27 protein-coding genes are annotated in these 17,073 nt (G+C 65.2%); all 27 read right to left on the reverse strand.

The window, feature by feature from the left end; genetic code table 11:
- Positions 1-79 precede the first annotated feature (79 nt).
- Positions 80-730: an adenylate kinase gene (locus ABT130_RS08195; RefSeq protein WP_030912884.1), complete on the reverse strand. Its 651-nt coding sequence runs from the start codon at positions 728-730 to the stop codon at positions 80-82.
- Complete coding sequence (secY, locus tag ABT130_RS08200; protein ID WP_343968316.1) at positions 730-2,049, reverse strand: preprotein translocase subunit SecY; 1,320 nt, start codon at positions 2,047-2,049, stop codon at positions 730-732. Before secY ends, ABT130_RS08195 begins: the two co-directional genes overlap by 1 nt.
- 179 nt (positions 2,050-2,228) lie before the next feature.
- Positions 2,229-2,684, reverse strand: coding sequence for a 50S ribosomal protein L15 (gene rplO / locus ABT130_RS08205; RefSeq protein ID WP_350911377.1), 456 nt, complete (start codon positions 2,682-2,684; stop codon positions 2,229-2,231).
- 2 nt (positions 2,685-2,686) lie between these two features.
- Positions 2,687-2,869 (reverse strand): 50S ribosomal protein L30, encoded by a 183-nt coding sequence (rpmD, locus tag ABT130_RS08210; protein ID WP_030912892.1) that lies wholly within the window; start codon positions 2,867-2,869, stop codon positions 2,687-2,689.
- A gap of 3 nt (positions 2,870-2,872) precedes the next feature.
- The gene (gene rpsE / locus ABT130_RS08215) at positions 2,873-3,505 is read right to left on the reverse strand and encodes a 30S ribosomal protein S5 (RefSeq protein ID WP_030912894.1); all 633 of its coding nucleotides are present in this window, start codon (positions 3,503-3,505) and stop codon (positions 2,873-2,875) included.
- Between the two features lie 61 nt (positions 3,506-3,566).
- On the reverse strand, positions 3,567-3,950 hold the full coding sequence (gene rplR / locus ABT130_RS08220) for a 50S ribosomal protein L18 (protein WP_030912897.1): 384 nt from the start codon (positions 3,948-3,950) through the stop codon (positions 3,567-3,569).
- A 2-nt stretch (positions 3,951-3,952) separates the two neighbouring features.
- The gene (gene rplF / locus ABT130_RS08225; RefSeq protein ID WP_350953869.1) at positions 3,953-4,495 is read right to left on the reverse strand and encodes a 50S ribosomal protein L6; all 543 of its coding nucleotides are present in this window, start codon (positions 4,493-4,495) and stop codon (positions 3,953-3,955) included.
- A gap of 17 nt (positions 4,496-4,512) precedes the next feature.
- The gene (gene rpsH / locus ABT130_RS08230; protein WP_343968325.1) at positions 4,513-4,911 is read right to left on the reverse strand and encodes a 30S ribosomal protein S8; all 399 of its coding nucleotides are present in this window, start codon (positions 4,909-4,911) and stop codon (positions 4,513-4,515) included.
- A gap of 146 nt (positions 4,912-5,057) precedes the next feature.
- A complete protein-coding gene (locus ABT130_RS08235) occupies positions 5,058-5,243 on the reverse strand; it encodes a type Z 30S ribosomal protein S14 (RefSeq protein WP_012887844.1) in 186 nt (61 codons plus the stop codon).
- A gap of 2 nt (positions 5,244-5,245) precedes the next feature.
- Entirely contained in the window at positions 5,246-5,815 is a 570-nt protein-coding gene (gene rplE / locus ABT130_RS08240) for a 50S ribosomal protein L5 (RefSeq protein WP_030912902.1), read from the reverse strand.
- Positions 5,815-6,111 (reverse strand): 50S ribosomal protein L24, encoded by a 297-nt coding sequence (rplX, locus tag ABT130_RS08245; protein ID WP_063766231.1) that lies wholly within the window; start codon positions 6,109-6,111, stop codon positions 5,815-5,817. Before rplX ends, rplE begins: the two co-directional genes overlap by 1 nt.
- 8 nt (positions 6,112-6,119) lie before the next feature.
- Positions 6,120-6,488, reverse strand: a complete 369-nt coding sequence (rplN, locus tag ABT130_RS08250; RefSeq protein ID WP_068896541.1) for a 50S ribosomal protein L14 — start codon at positions 6,486-6,488, stop codon at positions 6,120-6,122.
- Positions 6,489-6,669: 181 nt separating this feature from the next.
- Positions 6,670-6,951 (reverse strand): 30S ribosomal protein S17, encoded by a 282-nt coding sequence (gene rpsQ / locus ABT130_RS08255; protein ID WP_030912907.1) that lies wholly within the window; start codon positions 6,949-6,951, stop codon positions 6,670-6,672.
- A complete protein-coding gene (gene rpmC, locus ABT130_RS08260) occupies positions 6,944-7,180 on the reverse strand; it encodes a 50S ribosomal protein L29 (protein WP_030912909.1) in 237 nt (78 codons plus the stop codon). The genes rpsQ and rpmC overlap by 8 nt, the downstream gene beginning before the upstream one ends.
- Entirely contained in the window at positions 7,180-7,599 is a 420-nt protein-coding gene (gene rplP, locus ABT130_RS08265) for a 50S ribosomal protein L16 (RefSeq protein ID WP_030912912.1), read from the reverse strand. The genes rpmC and rplP overlap by 1 nt, the downstream gene beginning before the upstream one ends.
- A gap of 2 nt (positions 7,600-7,601) precedes the next feature.
- Positions 7,602-8,459, reverse strand: coding sequence for a 30S ribosomal protein S3 (rpsC, locus tag ABT130_RS08270; protein ID WP_350911371.1), 858 nt, complete (start codon positions 8,457-8,459; stop codon positions 7,602-7,604).
- Positions 8,459-8,812 (reverse strand): 50S ribosomal protein L22, encoded by a 354-nt coding sequence (rplV, locus tag ABT130_RS08275; RefSeq protein WP_030912916.1) that lies wholly within the window; start codon positions 8,810-8,812, stop codon positions 8,459-8,461. Before rplV ends, rpsC begins: the two co-directional genes overlap by 1 nt.
- 198 nt (positions 8,813-9,010) lie before the next feature.
- Positions 9,011-9,289 carry a 30S ribosomal protein S19 gene (gene rpsS / locus ABT130_RS08280; RefSeq protein ID WP_030451498.1) on the reverse strand — a complete coding sequence of 93 codons (279 nt, stop codon included), beginning with the start codon at positions 9,287-9,289 and terminating at the stop codon, positions 9,011-9,013.
- Positions 9,290-9,300: 11 nt separating this feature from the next.
- Positions 9,301-10,137, reverse strand: a complete 837-nt coding sequence (rplB, locus tag ABT130_RS08285; RefSeq protein ID WP_271220144.1) for a 50S ribosomal protein L2 — start codon at positions 10,135-10,137, stop codon at positions 9,301-9,303.
- A 91-nt stretch (positions 10,138-10,228) separates the two neighbouring features.
- Complete coding sequence (gene rplW, locus ABT130_RS08290) at positions 10,229-10,531, reverse strand: 50S ribosomal protein L23 (protein ID WP_030912923.1); 303 nt, start codon at positions 10,529-10,531, stop codon at positions 10,229-10,231.
- Positions 10,531-11,178, reverse strand: a complete 648-nt coding sequence (gene rplD, locus ABT130_RS08295; RefSeq protein ID WP_350911368.1) for a 50S ribosomal protein L4 — start codon at positions 11,176-11,178, stop codon at positions 10,531-10,533. The genes rplW and rplD overlap by 1 nt, the downstream gene beginning before the upstream one ends.
- Complete coding sequence (rplC, locus tag ABT130_RS08300; RefSeq protein ID WP_343968340.1) at positions 11,175-11,828, reverse strand: 50S ribosomal protein L3; 654 nt, start codon at positions 11,826-11,828, stop codon at positions 11,175-11,177. Before rplC ends, rplD begins: the two co-directional genes overlap by 4 nt.
- A gap of 14 nt (positions 11,829-11,842) precedes the next feature.
- Positions 11,843-12,151, reverse strand: coding sequence for a 30S ribosomal protein S10 (gene rpsJ, locus ABT130_RS08305; protein ID WP_030912931.1), 309 nt, complete (start codon positions 12,149-12,151; stop codon positions 11,843-11,845).
- Between the two features lie 335 nt (positions 12,152-12,486).
- A complete protein-coding gene (gene tuf / locus ABT130_RS08310) occupies positions 12,487-13,680 on the reverse strand; it encodes an elongation factor Tu (RefSeq protein WP_350953872.1) in 1,194 nt (397 codons plus the stop codon).
- 305 nt (positions 13,681-13,985) lie between these two features.
- Complete coding sequence (gene fusA / locus ABT130_RS08315; protein WP_451936226.1) at positions 13,986-16,034, reverse strand: elongation factor G; 2,049 nt, start codon at positions 16,032-16,034, stop codon at positions 13,986-13,988.
- 87 nt (positions 16,035-16,121) lie between these two features.
- Positions 16,122-16,592 (reverse strand): 30S ribosomal protein S7, encoded by a 471-nt coding sequence (gene rpsG, locus ABT130_RS08320; RefSeq protein WP_012887827.1) that lies wholly within the window; start codon positions 16,590-16,592, stop codon positions 16,122-16,124.
- A 2-nt stretch (positions 16,593-16,594) separates the two neighbouring features.
- The gene (gene rpsL, locus ABT130_RS08325; RefSeq protein WP_012887826.1) at positions 16,595-16,966 is read right to left on the reverse strand and encodes a 30S ribosomal protein S12; all 372 of its coding nucleotides are present in this window, start codon (positions 16,964-16,966) and stop codon (positions 16,595-16,597) included.
- Positions 16,967-17,073 lie beyond the last annotated feature (107 nt).

The raw sequence follows: 17,073 nt of genomic DNA on the forward strand, positions 1-17,073 counted from the left end.
ATTCCCCAGATTCTGCCCTAAATGACAGCACGCCACCCATGAGAAGCCATGGGTGGCGTGCAAGGTAGATATCGCTTCGCTAGCCGACGAAGGGGCTCAGGGCCTCCATAGCGCGCTGAGTGATCTCTTCCACCGGACCGGTGGCGTCGACTCCGACAAGGATGCCCTCGTCCGCGTAGAAGGAGACCAGAGGGGCGGTCTGCTCCTGATAGACCTCCAGGCGGTGCCTGACGGTCTCCTCCTTGTCGTCGTCGCGCTGGTACAGCCGGCCGTCACAGGCGTCGCAGATGTCGTCCTTCTTGTCGTCGAAGTCGACGTGCCAGATACGACCGCACTGGCTACAGGTGCGGCGCCCGGCGAGCCTGCGGACGACCTCCTCGTCGTCGACCACGAGCTCCAGAACGATGTCCAGACCGGATCCGAACTCGGCGAGGATCTTCTTCAGGATCTCGGCCTGGGGCACGTTCCTGGGGAAGCCGTCGAGCAGGAAACCGTCCTGCGCGTCTTTCTCAGCGAGGCGGTCACGGACCATCGCGATGGTGACCTCGTCAGGCACGAGGTCACCGCGGTCCATGTATTCCTTGGCAAGCTTGCCGAGCTCCGTACCACCCGAGACGTTGGCACGGAAGATGTCACCTGTCGAAATCTTCGGGATCGACAGGTTCGACGCAATGAACTGGGCCTGTGTCCCCTTACCCGCTCCGGGGGGCCCGACCAGGACGAGGCGCACTATTTCAGGAAGCCTTCATAGTTGCGCTGCTGCAGCTGGCTTTCGATCTGCTTCACGGTGTCAAGGCCGACACCAACCATGATCAGAATGCTCGTCCCTCCGAACGGGAAGTTCTGACTCGCACCGACGAGCGCCAGCGCGACGATCGGCACCATGGAGATCAGGCCCAGATACAGCGCGCCAGGAGCGGTGAGTCGCGTGAGCACATAGTTCAAGTACTCAGCCGTCGGGCGCCCCGGGCGGATGCCCGGGATGAAACCACCGTACTTCTTCATGTTGTCGGCGACTTCAACGGGGTTGAAGGTAATCGACACGTAGAAGTACGTGAAGAACACAATAAGCAGGAAGAAAGTGATCATGTACGTCGGGGTGGTCCCTCCGCCGCCGAACTCCTGCGAGATCCACTGGATGATCTTGTTCGGCTCTTCCTGGCTGTTCGTGAAGAGCGTCGTGATCAGCTGCGGAAGGTAGAGCAGCGAGGAGGCGAAGATGACCGGGATGATGCCGGCCTGGTTGACCTTCAGCGGGATGTAGGTCGACGTCCCGCCGTACATCCGGCGGCCGACCATGCGCTTGGCGTACTGCACCGGGATCCGGCGCTGGGCCTGCTCGACCATCACGACCAGGGCGATCATCGCGATACCGACGACGATGACCACGGCGAAGACGAAGCCGCCCTTCTGCCTGGCGATGTTCAGCAGCTCGGACGGGAAGACGGCGATGACCTGAGTGAAGATCAGGATGGACATGCCGTTGCCGATGCCGCGGTCGGTGACGAGCTCGCCCAGCCACATGACGACGGCGGTGCCGGCGGTCATGGTCAGCACCATCGTGACGATGGCGAAGACGTTGTCCTTGTCGAGGAGGATCTCTTCGCGGCACTGCGGGAACAGCTGGCCGCCGCGGGCCAGGGCCACGAAGGCGGTCGACTGCAGGACGGCAAGCCCGACCGTCAGGTAACGCGTGTACTGCGTGATCTTGGTCTGTCCGGCCTGCCCCTCCTTCTTGAGGGCCTCCAGGCGCGGGATGACCACGACGAGCAGCTGAAGAATGATGCTCGCGGTGATGTACGGCATGATGCCGAGGGCGAACACTGAAAGTTTCAGGAGGGCGCCGCCGCTGAACAGCTGCACCATTCCGTAGATGTTGCCCGCGTCCCCCGCCTGCGCCTGGGTGAGACAACGGCTGATGTTCTCGGTATGCACACCCGGAGTCGGCAGGACCGACCCAAGTCGGAACAGCGCAATGATGCCCAAAGTGAAGAGCAGCTTCTTACGCAGGTCCGGCGTACGGAACGCTCGGGTAAATGCGGTCAGCACGGTCCCTCCTGCGCGCCTGAAAGGCGAGGTCGGTCAGCGATGGTGCGGGGGTGTTCCATCTTTGCCATATCCAGTCAATGAGCCCAAGGAAATGAGTCGAGGCCCACTGTCCAGCGAACTCTAACGCACTACGGGCGCGGGAGCCCATTACGAGCCCCCGCGCCGCGTGATGATGACACCTACAGCTCGGAGACGGAGCCTCCGGCGGCAGCGATCTTCTCCTTGGCACTGGCGGAGAAGGCGTGCGCCTCCACGTTCAACGCCACGGAGATGTCACCGGTTCCCAGAACCTTGACGAGCTGGTTCTTGCGAACCGCGCCCTTGGCGACCAGCGCCTCCACGGTGACGTCGCCACCGTCGGGGAACAGCTCACCGAGCCTGTCGAGGTTGACGACCTGGTAGGTCGTCTTGAACAGGGCGTTGGAGAAGCCCTTGAACTTGGGCAGGCGCCGCTGCAGCGGAACCTGACCACCCTCGAAGCCGAGCGGGACAGTGTTCCTGGCCCTCGTGCCCTTGGTTCCGCGACCCGCGGTCTTGCCCTTGGACGCCTCGCCGCGGCCCTTGCGGACCTTCGACTTGTTGGCGCCGGGGGCCGGACGCAGGTGGTGGATGCGGAGCGGAGTGTTCTCTGCCATGTCTAGTCGACCTCTTCCACGGTGACGAGGTGCGTCACCACGGAGACCATGCCGCGGATCTCCGGGCGGTCCTCCTTGACGACGACGTCGCCGATTCGCTTAAGACCGAGCGAGCGCAGCGAGTCACGCTGCTTCTGCTTGCCACCGATCTTCGAGCGGACCTGGGTAATCTTCAGGCGTGCCATGGGCTAGCTCACCGCCTTCGCCGCCGCGGCCTCCGCGAGACCCTCGGCGCGAGCCTTGAGCATCGCCTTGGGGGCGACGTCCTCGATCGGCAGGCCACGGCGGGCCGCGATCTCCTCGGGGCGGCTGAGGCCCTTCAGAGCGGCCACGGTGGCGTGCACGATGTTGATCGGGTTGTCCGAGCCGAGCGACTTGGACAGCACGTCGTGGATGCCCGCGCACTCCAGCACGGCGCGCACCGGGCCACCGGCGATGACACCGGTACCGGGCGACGCCGGACGCAGGAAGACGACGCCGGCGGCCTCTTCGCCCTGCACGATGTGCGGGATGGTGCCCTGGATACGGGGCACCTTGAAGAAGTGCTTCTTGGCCTCTTCGACACCCTTGGCGATCGCCGCGGGCACTTCCTTGGCCTTGCCGTAGCCGACACCGACCATGCCGTTGCCGTCACCGACGATGACGAGGGCGGTGAAGCTGAAGCGACGACCACCCTTCACGACCTTGGCCACTCGGTTGATCTTCACAACGCGCTCGATGTACGAGACGCCCTTGTCAGCGTTGCCACCGCGGCGGTCGTCACGACGACCGTCACGCCGCTCGCCACCGGCGGCGCCACCGCGACGCGGAGCTCCAGCCATTAGTGGTTCCTCTTCTCATTCGTAAGACGGGCCATCGGTTGCGCACTGGTGAAAGGAGTCATCAGAACTCCAGTCCACCTTCGCGGGCGCTGTCCGCGAGAGCCGCGATGCGGCCCGCGTAGCGGTTGCCACCCCGGTCGAACACGACCGCGGTGATCCCGGCTGCCTTGGCCCGCTGAGCGAGAAGCTCGCCGACCTGCTTGGCCTTGTCGGTCTTGGCGCCCTCGGCCGAGCGCAGGGAGGCGTCCATGGTGGAGGCGCTCACCAGCGTGTGGCCCTGGGCGTCGTCGACGATCTGCACGAAGAGGTGCCTCGTGGAGCGGTTGACGACCAGACGCGGACGCGTGGCCGTACCGACAACCTTCTTGCGGACTCGGCCGTGGCGGCGGGCCCGCGAGACGGCGCGGGCGGCCGTGTGCTTGCCGAACGCAGTCTTGCCAGCCATGCCTACTTACCAGCCTTTCCGACCTTGCGGCGGATAACTTCACCCTGGTAGCGCACACCCTTGCCCTTGTACGGGTCGGGCTTGCGCAGCTTGCGGATGTTCGCGGCGATCTCGCCGACCTTCTGCTTGTCGATGCCGTCCACGTGGAACAGCGTCGGCTTCTCGACGCGGAAGGTGACACCCTCGGGGGCGTTGACGATCACCGGGTGGCTGAAGCCGAGAGCGAACTCAAGCTGAGTCGGGCTCTTGGCCTGCACACGGTAACCGACGCCCACGATCTCCAGGGACTTCGAGTACCCCTGGGTCACACCGGTCACCATGTTGGCGACCAGGGTGCGGGACAGGCCGTGCAGCGCACGGACCCTGTTCTCGTCGTTGGGGCGGGTGACGGAGAGATTTCCGTCCTCACCCTTGGCGATCGCGATGGGTTCCGCGACCGTAAGCGAAAGCGTGCCCTTGGGGCCCTTGACCGTGACGTCCCGGCCGTCGATGGCGACGTCCACTCCGTTCGGTACGGGGATGGGCAGCCGTCCGATTCTTGACATGCTGTTCGTTCTCCCCTCTACCAAACGAAGGCGAGGACTTCCCCGCCCACTCCACGCTTGCCGGCCTGCTTGTCCGTCATGAGACCGCCGGACGTCGAGATGATCGCGACGCCCAGTCCGCCCAGGACTCGGGGCAGGTTGTCCTTCTTTGCATAAACCCGCAGGCCGGGCTTGGAAACCCGTCGCAGGCCCGCGAGCGACCGCTCACGGCTCGGCCCGAACTTCAGCTCCACCACGAGGTTCTTTCCGACCTTGGCGTCTTCGACGCTCCAGGACTGGATGTAACCCTCCTGCTGGAGGATCTCGGCGATGTGCGCCTTGATCTTCGAGTACGGCATCGCCACGCTGTCGTGGTAAGCCGAGTTCGCGTTTCGCAGACGCGTCAGCATGTCTGCGATCGGGTCGGTCATCGTCATGGCCGGTGGCCTTCCTCACCGCGGTTTCCACAGGGGACCTTCGGTGCGGTCATGGGCGCTTGTAGTCAGCGCCCGGTGAATACGAACTTCTATGTGTGGCCGGTGCCCCGCGCGGGCCCGTGATGGTCATGGGACCGCGCGGACGGCTACCAGCTCGACTTGGTGATGCCGGGCAGCTCGCCCCGGTGCGCCATCTCACGGAAGCAGATGCGGCACAGGCCGAACTTCCGGTAGACGGCGCGGGGACGACCACAGCGCGAGCACCGAGTGTACGCCCGGACCTCGAACTTGGCCTTGCGAGCAGCCTTGACCTTGAGCGACGTCTTCGCCATGATCAGGCCTCCTTGAAGGGGAAGCCGAGGTGCTTCAGCAGCGCCCGGCCCTGGTCGTCGGTCTTAGCGGTGGTCACGACCGTGATGTCCATACCACGCTGGCGGTCGACCTTGTCCTGGTCGATCTCGTGGAACATGACCTGCTCGGTGAGACCGAAGGTGTAGTTCCCGTTGCCGTCGAACTGCTTGGGCGACAGGCCGCGGAAGTCACGGATGCGGGGCAGCGCCAGCGAGAGCAGCCGGTCGAGGAACTCCCACATGCGGTCGCCACGGAGCGTGACGTGCGCGCCGATCGGCATGCCCTCGCGCAGCTTGAACTGGGCGATGGACTTGCGGGCGCGGACGACCGCCGGCTTCTGGCCGGTGATCACGGTGAGGTCGCGGACGGCGCCTTCGATGAGCTTCGAGTCACGCGCGGCCTCGCCGACGCCCATGTTCACCTTGATCTTGGTGATGGTGGGCACCAGCATGATGTTCTCGAACCCGAACTGCTCGTTCAGCTTCGCGATGATCTCTTCGCGGTAGCGCTGCTTGAGGCGCGGGAGGGTCCGCTCTTCAGTGTTCGCGGTCATCAGTTGTCCTCACCCGTCTCCTCGGAAGCAGCCTTGGCCGACTCCTTCTTGGCGGGCTTGTCGTCATCCTTGAGCTTCTTGACGTTGCTCACGTGGATGGGAGCCTCCATGGTCTGCACGCCGCCGGTCTTGGCGCCACGCGGACCCTGGTTGGTCTCCTTGGAGTGCTTCTTGACCATGTTGACGCCCTCGACCACCACGCGCTCGTCGCGCGGGTGGGCGGCGATCACGCGGCCCTTGGCACCCTTGTCCTTGCCGGCGATGACCAGTACGAGGTCACCCTTCTTCACATGCAGCTTCGGCATTACAACACCTCCGGCGCGAGCGAGATGATCCGCATGAACTTCTTGTCACGCAGCTCACGTCCGACGGGACCGAAGATGCGGGTGCCCCGGGGGTCACCGCTGTCCTTGATGATGACGGCGGCGTTCTCGTCGAAGCGGATGTAGGAGCCGTCGGGCCGGCGGCGCTCCTTGACAGTGCGGACGACGACGGCCTTGACCACGTCGCCCTTCTTCACGGTGCCGCCGGGAATGGCGTCCTTGACAGTGGCGACGATGATGTCGCCGATTCCCGCGTAGCGCCGGCCCGAGCCACCGAGCACACGGATGCAAAGGACTTCCTTCGCACCGGTGTTGTCGGCGACCTTGAGCCGCGACTCCTGCTGGATCACTTGTACTCCTGTTTGTCTCGCTGGTTCTCACCCGTGGGTGAGCCTTGCGGAACCTGCTGGGTCTTTTTCCCCCGGCGACAGTCCTTGGCGGACCGCCGACGCAGGCGGGACGAAGATCGCTTCGCCCCCTTGGACGCCGTCATGGGGGGTGACGGTGTCACCCCCCACGAGGCGCGTTGACTTACTTGGCCTTCTCGAGGATCTCGATGACCCGCCAGCGCTTGCTGGCGGAGAGCGGCCGGGTCTCCATCAGGAGGACTCGGTCGCCGACACCACAGCTGTTGGCCTCGTCGTGCGCCTTGTACTTGGTCGTCCTGCGGATGACCTTGCCGTACAGGGGGTGCTTGACGCGGTCCTCGACAGCGACCACGACAGTCTTGTCCATCTTGTCGCTGACGACCAGACCCTCACGGGTCTTGCGGTAGTTCCGCGTCTCGGTCGTGGTTTCCGTGGCCTCAGCCATCAATCGACTCCTTCTCTACCGTGACGATTCCGAGCTCCCGCTCGCGCATCACCGTGTAGATACGGGCGATCTCGCGGCGAACGGCACGCAGCCGCCCGTGGCTCTCCAACTGGCCGGTCGCAGCCTGGAAGCGGAGGTTGAACAGCTCCTCCTTGGCTTCCTTCAGCTTCGTGACCAGGGTGTCCTGGTCTTCCACCCGCAGCTCACCGGCGGTCAGGCCCTTAGCCATCACGCCTCACCCACTTCACGCTTGACGAACCGGCACTTCATCGGCAGCTTGTGCATCGCACGACGCAGGGCTTCGCGAGCCACCGGCTCGGCGACACCCGACAGCTCGAACATGATGCGACCGGGCTTGACGTTGGCGATCCACCACTCCGGCGAACCCTTACCGGAACCCATGCGGGTCTCGGCGGGCTTCTTGGTGAGAGGACGGTCCGGATAGATGTTGATCCAGACCTTTCCACCACGCTTGATGTGACGGGTCATCGCGATACGAGCCGACTCGATCTGACGGTTGGTCACGTAGGAGTGCTCAATCGCCTGAATGCCGAACTCGCCGAACACGACCCTGGTGCCGCCCTTGGCAGCGCCGTGACGGTCGGGCCGGTGCTGCTTACGGTGCTTGACCCTGCGCGGGATCAGCATGGTCAGCTCCCTTCAGCACCCGGCTGCGCAGCCGGGCCGGTCTCGGGGGCAGCCTGGGAGGCCGCCTCGTTCCTGGGGGCGCGGTCGCCACGGCCGGCACCGGCACCACGACGGGCGCCACCGGCACCACGACGGGGACGGTCGCCGCCACCGGCACCGGGGCCACGACGGTCGTCGCGGTCACGACGCTGGCCCGCACGAGCACCGGCGGCAGCCGCCTCGCGCTCGGCGCGGCTGGTCGGAGCCTCACCCTTGTAGATCCACACCTTCACGCCGATACGGCCGAAGGTGGTACGGGCCTCGTACAGGCCGTAGTCGATGTCCGCGCGGAGGGTGTGCAGGGGCACGCGGCCCTCGCGGTAGAACTCCGAACGGGACATCTCAGCGCCGCCGAGACGACCGGAGCACTGCACCCGGATGCCCTTGGCGCCGCTCTTCATCGCCGACTGCATCGCCTTGCGCATGGCACGGCGGAACGAGACACGGCTGGACAGCTGCTCGGCCACACCCTGGGCGACGAGCTGAGCGTCGATCTCAGGGTTCTTGACCTCAAGGATGTTCAGCTGGACCTGCTTCTTGGTCAGCTTCTCGAGGTCACCTCGAATCCGGTCCGCCTCGGCGCCGCGGCGGCCGATGACGATGCCCGGACGGGCGGTGTGAATGTCGACCTGAACCCGGTCGGTGGTCCGCTCGATCTCCACCTTGGAGATGCCGGCCCGCTCCATGCCCTTCTTGAGCATGCGGCGGATCGCCACATCCTCGGCAACGTACGACTTGTAGAGCTTGTCGGCATACCACCGGCTCTTGAAGTCGGTCGTGACGCCGAGGCGGAACCCGTGCGGGTTAACCTTCTGACCCACTAGCGGGTCCTCCCCTTCGGCTCGCGGGACTCCACGATCACGGTGATGTGGCTGGTCCGCTTGTTGATCCGATAGGCACGACCCTGAGCACGGGGACGAAACCGCTTCAGCGTCGGGCCCTCGTCGACCCAGGCACGGCTCACGAAGAGCGTGTCACGGTCGAGCTTGAAGTTGTGCTCCGCGTTGGCAATGGCGCTCGACAGCACCTTGTACACGGTCTCGCTCGCCGACTGGGGAGCGAACTGCAGCACGGCCTGCGCCTCCGAAGCGGGCAGCCCGCGAATGAGGTCCACCACGCGGCGGGCCTTCATGGGCGTGTGGCGCGCGAACCGCGCCTGAGCCCTGGCTTCCATCGCTTACTCCTCTTACCTTCTGCTTCGTATCGGGCGAGTCCGTCGTGCCATGTGACGATCAGTACGGCTGTCGCTCTCCGACCACTCCCGGCTCGACTTTCTCTCCCACTGATGGGTCGAGTCCGTCTCGCCTTGCAGCGATCGACAGGGCTGTCGCTTTCCGATTGTTCCCGGCTCGACTTCCTCTCCCTAAGGCGCTTATCGCCGGCTGCGGCGGTCTTCCTTGACATGGCTGCGGAAGGTCCGCGTCGGCGCGAACTCACCCAGCTTGTGGCCGATCATCGACTCGGTGACGAACACCGGGACGTGCTTGCGGCCGTCGTGAACGGCGATCGTGTGGCCGAGCATGTCGGGCACGATCATGGAGCGCCGCGACCACGTCTTGATGACGTTCTTGGTGCCCTTCTCGTTCTGGGCATCCACCTTCTTCTGAAGGTGGTCGTCCACGAAGGGACCCTTCTTGAGGCTACGTGGCATTTTGGCTGCTCCTACCGCTTCTTCCGCTTGGTACGACGGCGGATGATCAGCCGGTCGCTGGCCTTGTTCGCCGCACGAGTACGACCCTCGGGCTTGCCCTTGGGGTTGACGGGGTGACGACCGCCGGAGGTCTTACCCTCACCACCACCGTGCGGGTGGTCGACCGGGTTCATCGCGACGCCGCGGACGGTGGGGCGCTTGCCCTTCCACCGCATACGTCCGGCCTTACCCCAGTTGATGTTGGCCTGCTCGGCGTTGCCGACCTGGCCGATGGAGGCCCGGCAGCGAACGTCGACCTGGCGCATCTCACCGGAGGGCATACGCAGCGTGGCGTACTGGCCCTCCTTGGCGAGGAGCTGAATCTGCGCGCCGGCGGACCGGCCCAGCTTGGCGCCACCACCCGGACGGAGCTCCACCGCGTGGATGAAGGTACCGGTCGGGATGTTGCGCAGCGGGAGGCAGTTGCCCGGCTTGATGTCGGCCGTGGGGCCGTTCTCGATCTTGTCGCCCTGCTTGAGGCCGGTCGGGCAGAGGATGTAGCGCTTCTCCCCGTCGGCGTAGTGCAGCAGCGCGATCCGGGAGGTGCGGTTCGGGTCGTACTCGATGTGAGCGACCTTGGCCGGAATCCCGTCCTTGTCGTGACGCCGGAAATCGATGATCCGGTAGGCGCGCTTGTGGCCACCGCCCTGGTGACGGGTGGTGACACGGCCGTGGACGTTACGGCCACCCTTGCTGTGCAGGGGTGCAAGCAGCGACTTCTCGGGCGTGCTGCGCGTGATCTCGGCAAAGTCCGAGACGCTGGCGCCGCGGCGACCCGGGGTCGTCGGCTTGAGTTTACGGATGCCCATCTTTTTCGTTCATCCTTCGTCGGTTAATCCGGTCGAACGCCCCTCACCTGGTGGTGAGGGGCTTTCTCCCTGTACTTACTGAGCGAGCGCGTCAGCCGATCTGGCCGAAGATGTCAATCCGGTCGCCTTCGACCAGGCTGACGATCGCTCGCTTGGTAGCCGGACGCTGGCCGTAGCCGAATCTGGTCCGCTTACGCTTGCCCTGGCGGTTGATGGTGTTGACGCTGGCCACCTTGACGCCGAAGATCTTCTCAACAGCGATCTTGACCTGCGTCTTGTTGGCCGTCTTCCGCACCAGGAACGTGTACTTGTTGTGCTCGTCGATCAGGCCGTAGCTCTTCTCGGAGACAACCGGCTTGATGATGATGTCGCGCGGGTCGGCGATCTTCTCCATCAGGCGTCTTCCTTCCCGCTCTTGCTCAGACGCGCGACGACCTGGTCGTACGCCGCCTGAGTGAAAACGACGTCGTCGTGGCAGAGCACGTCGTAGGTGTTGAGCTGCCCGGCGTCCAGCAGGTGGACCTCGGGAGCGTTGCGCAGGCTCAGCCAGCTGAGCTCGTCACCCTCGTCGACGACGACCAGGACGCTACGCGCCTCGGTGATCTTGCGAAGCGACTCGAGAGCCGCCTTGGTCTTCGGGGTCTCCCCCGCGACCAGACCGCTGACCACGTGAACGCGGCCCCCGGTCGCCCTGTCGGACAGGGCCCCGCGCAGGGCGGCGGCCTTCATCTTCTTGGGAGTCTTCTGCGAGTAGTCCCGCGGAACCGGACCGTGGACGGTGCCGCCGCCGGTGAACTGCGGAGCGCGGGTCGAACCCTGGCGGGCGCGGCCCGTACCCTTCTGGCGGTACGGCTTCTTGCCGCCACCACTGACCTCACCGCGGGTCTTGGCCTTGTGGGTGCCCTGCCGACGAGCGGCGAGCTGGGCCACGACGACCTGGTGGATCAGCGGGATGTTGACCTTGGTGCCGAAGATGTCCTCCGGCAGATCGACGGTCCCGGCCTTGTCGCCGCTCGCGTCGAGGACGTCAATGGTGCTCACTTGGCAGCCCCCTTCTTGGCAGCGGTGCGGACCAGAACCAGGCTGCCGTTGGCGCCGGGGATCGCACCCTTGATCAGGATGAGGCCCTTCTCGGCGTCCACGGCGTGGACCTTGAGGCTCTGGATGGTCGTGCGGGCGTTGCCCATCCGGCCGGCCATGCGCACGCCCTTGAAGACGCGGCCCGGGGTGGCGCAGCCACCGATGGAACCCGGCGAGCGGTGCTTGCGCTGCGTACCGTGCGAGGCGCCCAGGCCCTTGAAGCCGTGCCGCTTCATGACACCCGCGTAACCCTTGCCCTTGCTCTTGCCCGTCACGTCGACGTACTGGCCGGCCTCGAAGGTGTCGGCCGAGAGCTCCTGGCCCAGGGTGTACTCGCTCACGTCGTCAGTGCGGATCTCCGCGAAGTAACGGCGCGGGGTGATGTCGTGCTTGCGCAGGTAGTCGCCGAGCGGCTTGTTGACCTTCCGCGGGTCGACCTGCCCGAAGCCCAGCTGGATGGCGGTGTAGCCGTCCTTCTCAGCGGTGCGGACGCGGGTCACGACGCACGGACCAGCCTCGACGACGGTCACCGGGACCATCCGGTTGTCCGCGTCGAAGACCTGGGTCATGCCGAGCTTCTTGCCCAGGACGCCCTTGATCTGCTTAGCCATGTCAGTGCGTTCCCTCAGAGCTTGATCGAGATGTCAACGCCGGCGGGAAGGTCGAGTCGCATGAGCGAGTCGACCGTCTTCGGCGTCGGGTCGATGATGTCAATCAGCCGCTTGTGCGTGCGCATCTCAAAGTGCTCGCGACTGTCCTTGTACTTGTGCGGCGAGCGGATGACGCAGTACACGTTCTTCTCGGTCGGCAGCGGCACCGGGCCCGCGACCTTGGCGCCAGTCCTTGTCACCGTCTCGACGATCTTCTTGGCCGAGACGTCGATGACCTCGTGGTCATAGGCCTTGAGCCGAATGCGGATCTTCTGTCCCGCCATAATGGCCTCGGTGTCCTTCACTGTCGTCTGAAAAAGTTACGTGCGGCCTGTTGCCGCTGTGTCATGGCCGGGTCCGTCTCGGACGTCCCCTCCATGTTGCGCGGAGCCCGCTTCGCCCTTCAGGCGACGCCCTCCGCACACGCCCCACGTAGCAGACGCTGTGAGTCCGCGCTTTCTTCCGTGATCTGGCAGTTACTTCGGTCATCGTTCGGCCGAACCAACTGCGAGATCACGGTTCGTGGGGTCCCTGCCAGGGTTCGCGCCCTGCGGCGCGGGCCCCTCGTGGGGAAGCGGCCGGCCCTGCGTTGAGGGCCGACCGCCACTCCGCGATCGTACTACTTGATGATCTTGGTCACTCGACCCGCACCGACGGTGCGGCCACCCTCACGGATGGCGAACTTGAGACCGTCCTCCATCGCGATGGGCTGGATGAGCGCGACGCTCATCTCGGTGTTGTCGCCCGGCATGACCATCTCGGTGCCCTCGGGGAGGTTCACCACACCGGTCACGTCAGTCGTACGGAAGTAGAACTGCGGGCGGTAGTTGTTGAAGAACGGCGTGTGGCGGCCGCCCTCGTCCTTGCTCAGGATGTAGACCTGGGCCTCGAACTCGGTGTGCGGGGTGGTCGTGCCCGGCTTGATGATGCACTGGCCGCGCTCGACGTCCTCGCGCTTGATGCCGCGCAGGAGCAGACCGACGTTGTCACCCGCCTGGCCCTCGTCGAGGAGCTTGCGGAACATCTCGACACCGGTGACCGTGGTGGTGGTCTTGGTCTCCTTGATGCCGATGATGTCGACGGTCTCGCTGACCTTGACGATGCCACGCTCGATACGGCCGGTGACGACCGTGCCGCGACCGGTGATCGAGAAGACGTCCTCGACCGGCATCAGGAACGGCTTGTCGGTCTCACGGACCGGCTCGGGGACGTTCTCGTCCACCGCGGTCATGAGCTCGATGATCGAGTCGCCCCACTTGGTGTCGCCCTCAAGCGCCTTCAGCGCCGAGACGCGGACGACCGGCAGGTCGTCGCCGGGGAACTCCTGGGCCGAGAGAAGCTCACGGACCTCGAGCTCGACGAGCTCCAGGATCTCCTCGTCGTCCACCATGTCGGACTTGTTGAGGGCCACGACGATGTAGGGGACGCCGACCTGGCGGGCCAGGAGGACGTGCTCCTTCGTCTGCGGCATCGGGCCGTCGGTGGCGGCGACCACGAGGATCGCACCGTCCATCTGAGCCGCACCGGTGATCATGTTCTTCACGTAGTCCGCGTGACCGGGGCAGTCCACGTGGGCGTAGTGGCGCTTCTCGGTCTGGTACTCGACGTGCGCGATGGAGATCGTGATACCACGAGCCTTCTCCTCGGGCGCCTTGTCGATCTTGTCGAACGGGGTCGCCTCGTTGAGGTTCGGGAAACGCTCGTGGAGCACCTTGGTGATCGCCGCGGTCAGAGTGGTCTTGCCGTGGTCGATGTGCCCAATGGTGCCGATGTTTACGTGCGGCTTGGTCCGCTCGAACTTGGCCTTGGCCACTGCTCTCTCCTTAGAGATTCTGACGTGACTTGCGTCTTCATATTCGGGTTTGGGGAGGCCGATCCCTCTCGGAACCGGCCCGCGAGAAAGCTCTCGCCCCGCACCCCCGGCAACGGGGGCGAGTCTCCTCGCCTCCCGTAACCAAAGTGAGTGCTGGACTTGCTTGCCCTGCACCCCTCCGGTGGCGGGGCGGCGATCTCCTCGCTACCCGTAACCGAAGTGAGTGCTGAACTTGCTTGCCCTGCACCCCTCCGGTGGCGGGGCGGCGATCTCCTCGCTACCCGTAACCGAAGTGAGTGCTGGACTTACTCGCCCCGCACCTTCGCGACGATCTCCTTGGCGATGTGCGCGGGCACTTCCGCGTAGGAGTCGAACTGCATGCTGTAGCTCGCGCGTCCCTGCGTCTTGCTACGGAGGTCTCCCACGTAGCCGAACATCTCAGAGAGCGGCACGAGCGCCTTGACGATCCGGGCGCCGGAGCGCTCGTCCATCGCCTGGATCTGCCCGCGGCGACCGTTGAGGTCACCGATGACGTCACCCATGTAGTCCTCGGGCGTGGTGACCTCGACGGCCATCATCGGCTCCAGGATTACGGCGTCCGCCTTGCGCGCGGCCTCCTTGAAGGCCATCGAGCCGGCGATCTTGAAGGCCATTTCGGACGAGTCCACCTCGTGGTAGGCGCCGTCCTGCAGGGTGACCTTGACCCCGACCATGGGGTAGCCGGCGAGAACACCGAACTCGGCCGCCTCCTGGGCGCCCGCGTCGACCGAGGGGATGTACTCCCTCGGGATGCGGCCACCGGAGACCTTGTTCGCGAACTCGTAACCGTCGTTGCCCTCGCCCAGCGGCTCAATGTCAATGATGACCTTGGCGAACTGGCCGGAACCACCGGTCTGCTTCTTGTGGACGTAGTCGACCTTCTCCACCTTGCGGCGGATGGTCTCCCGGTAGGCCACCTGAGGCCGACCGATGTTGGCCTCGACCTTGAACTCGCGGCGCATCCGGTCGACGAGGATCTCCAGGTGGAGCTCGCCCATACCCCAGATGACCGTCTGCCCGGTCTCGTCGTCACGACGGACCTGGAAGGACGGGTCCTCCTCGGCCAGACGCTGGATCGCGGTGCCCAGCTTCTCCTGGTCGCCCTTGGTCTTGGGCTCGATGGCGACGCTGATGACCGGCGCCGGGAAGTTCATCGACTCCAGGACCACGGGGTGAGCCGGGTCGGCCAGGGTGTCACCAGTGGTGGTGTCCTTCAGGCCCATGACGGCGACGATCTGACCGGCGACGGCCGACCCGCGCTCCTCGCGCTTGTTGGCGTGCATCTGGTAGATCTTGCCGATCCGCTCCTTACGGCCCTTCACCGCGTTGACCACGGCGGTGCCGGTCTCGAGCGTGCCCGAGTAGATGCGGATGTAGGTGAGACGGCCCAGGTGCTGGTCGCTCATGATCTTGAATGCCAGCGCGGAGAACGGCTCGTTCACATCCGCGTGGCGCTCGATGACCTCGTCTTCCTTACCGACCGCGTGGCCCTTGAAGGCCGGGATGTCGGTCGGAGCGGGAAGGTAGGCGACGATCGCGTCGAGCAGGGGCTGAATGCCCTTGTTCTTGAACGCGGTGCCGGTCAGGACCGGGTTGATGGCGCTGCTCAGCGTCGCGCGGCGGATGGCCGCGACCAGCTGCTCCTCGGTGGGCTCGACGCCCTCCAGGAAGAGCTCCATCAGCTCGTCGTCGTTCTCGGCGACCGTCTCGACCAGCTTGTCACGCCACTCGCGAGCGGCCTCGGCGTGCTCGGCCGGGATGTCGACGGTCTCGTACATCTCGCCCTTGGCCGCCTCGGCGCTCCAGAGCAGACCCTTCATCCTGACCAGGTCGATGACGCCCTTGAAGTCGGCCTCGACGCCCCAGGGAAGCTGAAGAACCGCGGGGGTCGCGTTCAGGCGGCTGATCATCATGTCGACGCAGCGGTGGAACTCCGCGCCGACCCGGTCCAGCTTGTTGACGAAGCAGATCCTGGGAACTTCGTAACGGTCGGCCTGACGCCACACCGTTTCGGACTGGGGCTCGACGCCTGCAACGCCGTCGAACACGGCGACGGCACCGTCGAGGACGCGGAGCGAGCGCTCCACCTCGATCGTGAAGTCCACGTGACCCGGCGTGTCGATGATGTTGATCGTGTGGCCGAGCCACTCGCAGGTCGTAGCAGCGGAGGTGATGGTGATACCACGCTCCTGCTCCTGCTCCATCCAGTCCATCGTGGCTGCGCCCTCGTGGACCTCACCGATCTTGTAGTTGATACCGGTGTAGAACAGGATGCGCTCAGTCGTCGTGGTCTTGCCCGCGTCGATGTGAGCCATGATCCCGATGTTGCGGACCTTGGCCAGGTCAAGAGCGGTCGTGGTGGCCACTTCTCTCGCGTCCTCGTCGTCTCGTCGAAGCCGCTGTTACCAGCGGTAGTGGGCGAAGGCCTTGTTGGACTCGGCCATCTTGTGGGTGTCCTCACGCTTCTTGACGCTTGCGCCGAGGCCGTTGCTGGCATCGAGCAGTTCGTTCATGAGGCGCTCGGTCATGGTCTTCTCACGGCGGGCCCGGGAGTACTGCACCAGCCAGCGCAGGGCCAGGGTGGTGCTACGCGCGGCGCGCACCTCGACCGGGACCTGGTAGGTCGCGCCACCGACACGGCGGCTGCGGACCTCAAGGGTGGGCTTGACGTTGTCCAGCGCGCGCTTCAGGGTGACGACCGGGTCGTTGCCGGTCTTCTCCTTGGCGCCTTCGAGGGCGCCGTACACGATGGACTGAGCGATGGACCGCTTGCCGTCCAGGAGCACCTTGTTGATAAGCGCGGTGACCAGGGGCGAGTTGTGAACCGGGTCAGCCATGAGCTGACGACGGCCAGGAGAACCCTTGCGAGGCATTCTTACTTCTCCTTCTTCGCGCCGTAACGGCTACGGGCCTGCTTGCGGTTACGGACACCCTGGGTGTCGAGCGAACCACGGATGATCTTGTAGCGAACACCCGGCAGGTCCTTCACACGACCACCGCGGACGAGCACGATGGAGTGCTCCTGAAGGTTGTGACCGACACCGGGGATGTAGGCCGTGACCTCGATACCGTTGGTGAGCCGGACACGCGCGACCTTGCGGAGCGCGGAGTTCGGCTTCTTGGGGGTCGTGGTGTAAACGCGCATGCAGGTGCCGCGTCGCTGAGGGCTGGCCTTGAGCGCCGGGGTCTTGGTCTTGGTGACCTTGTCCTGGCGGCCCTTGCGGACCAGCTGCTGAATCGTGGGCACCGCGTCTCCGTTCGTGCTAGCCGGTTAATCGAATGTCGTGCATTTTGCAGGTACTGCCGGTGTCATGACCTGCGGTTCTTTCATCCCCTCCGACCCACGCGGTCGGG

Source organism: Streptosporangium sp. NPDC001681, from assembly GCF_040298085.1.
GTDB lineage: Bacteria > Actinomycetota > Actinomycetes > Streptosporangiales > Streptosporangiaceae > Streptosporangium.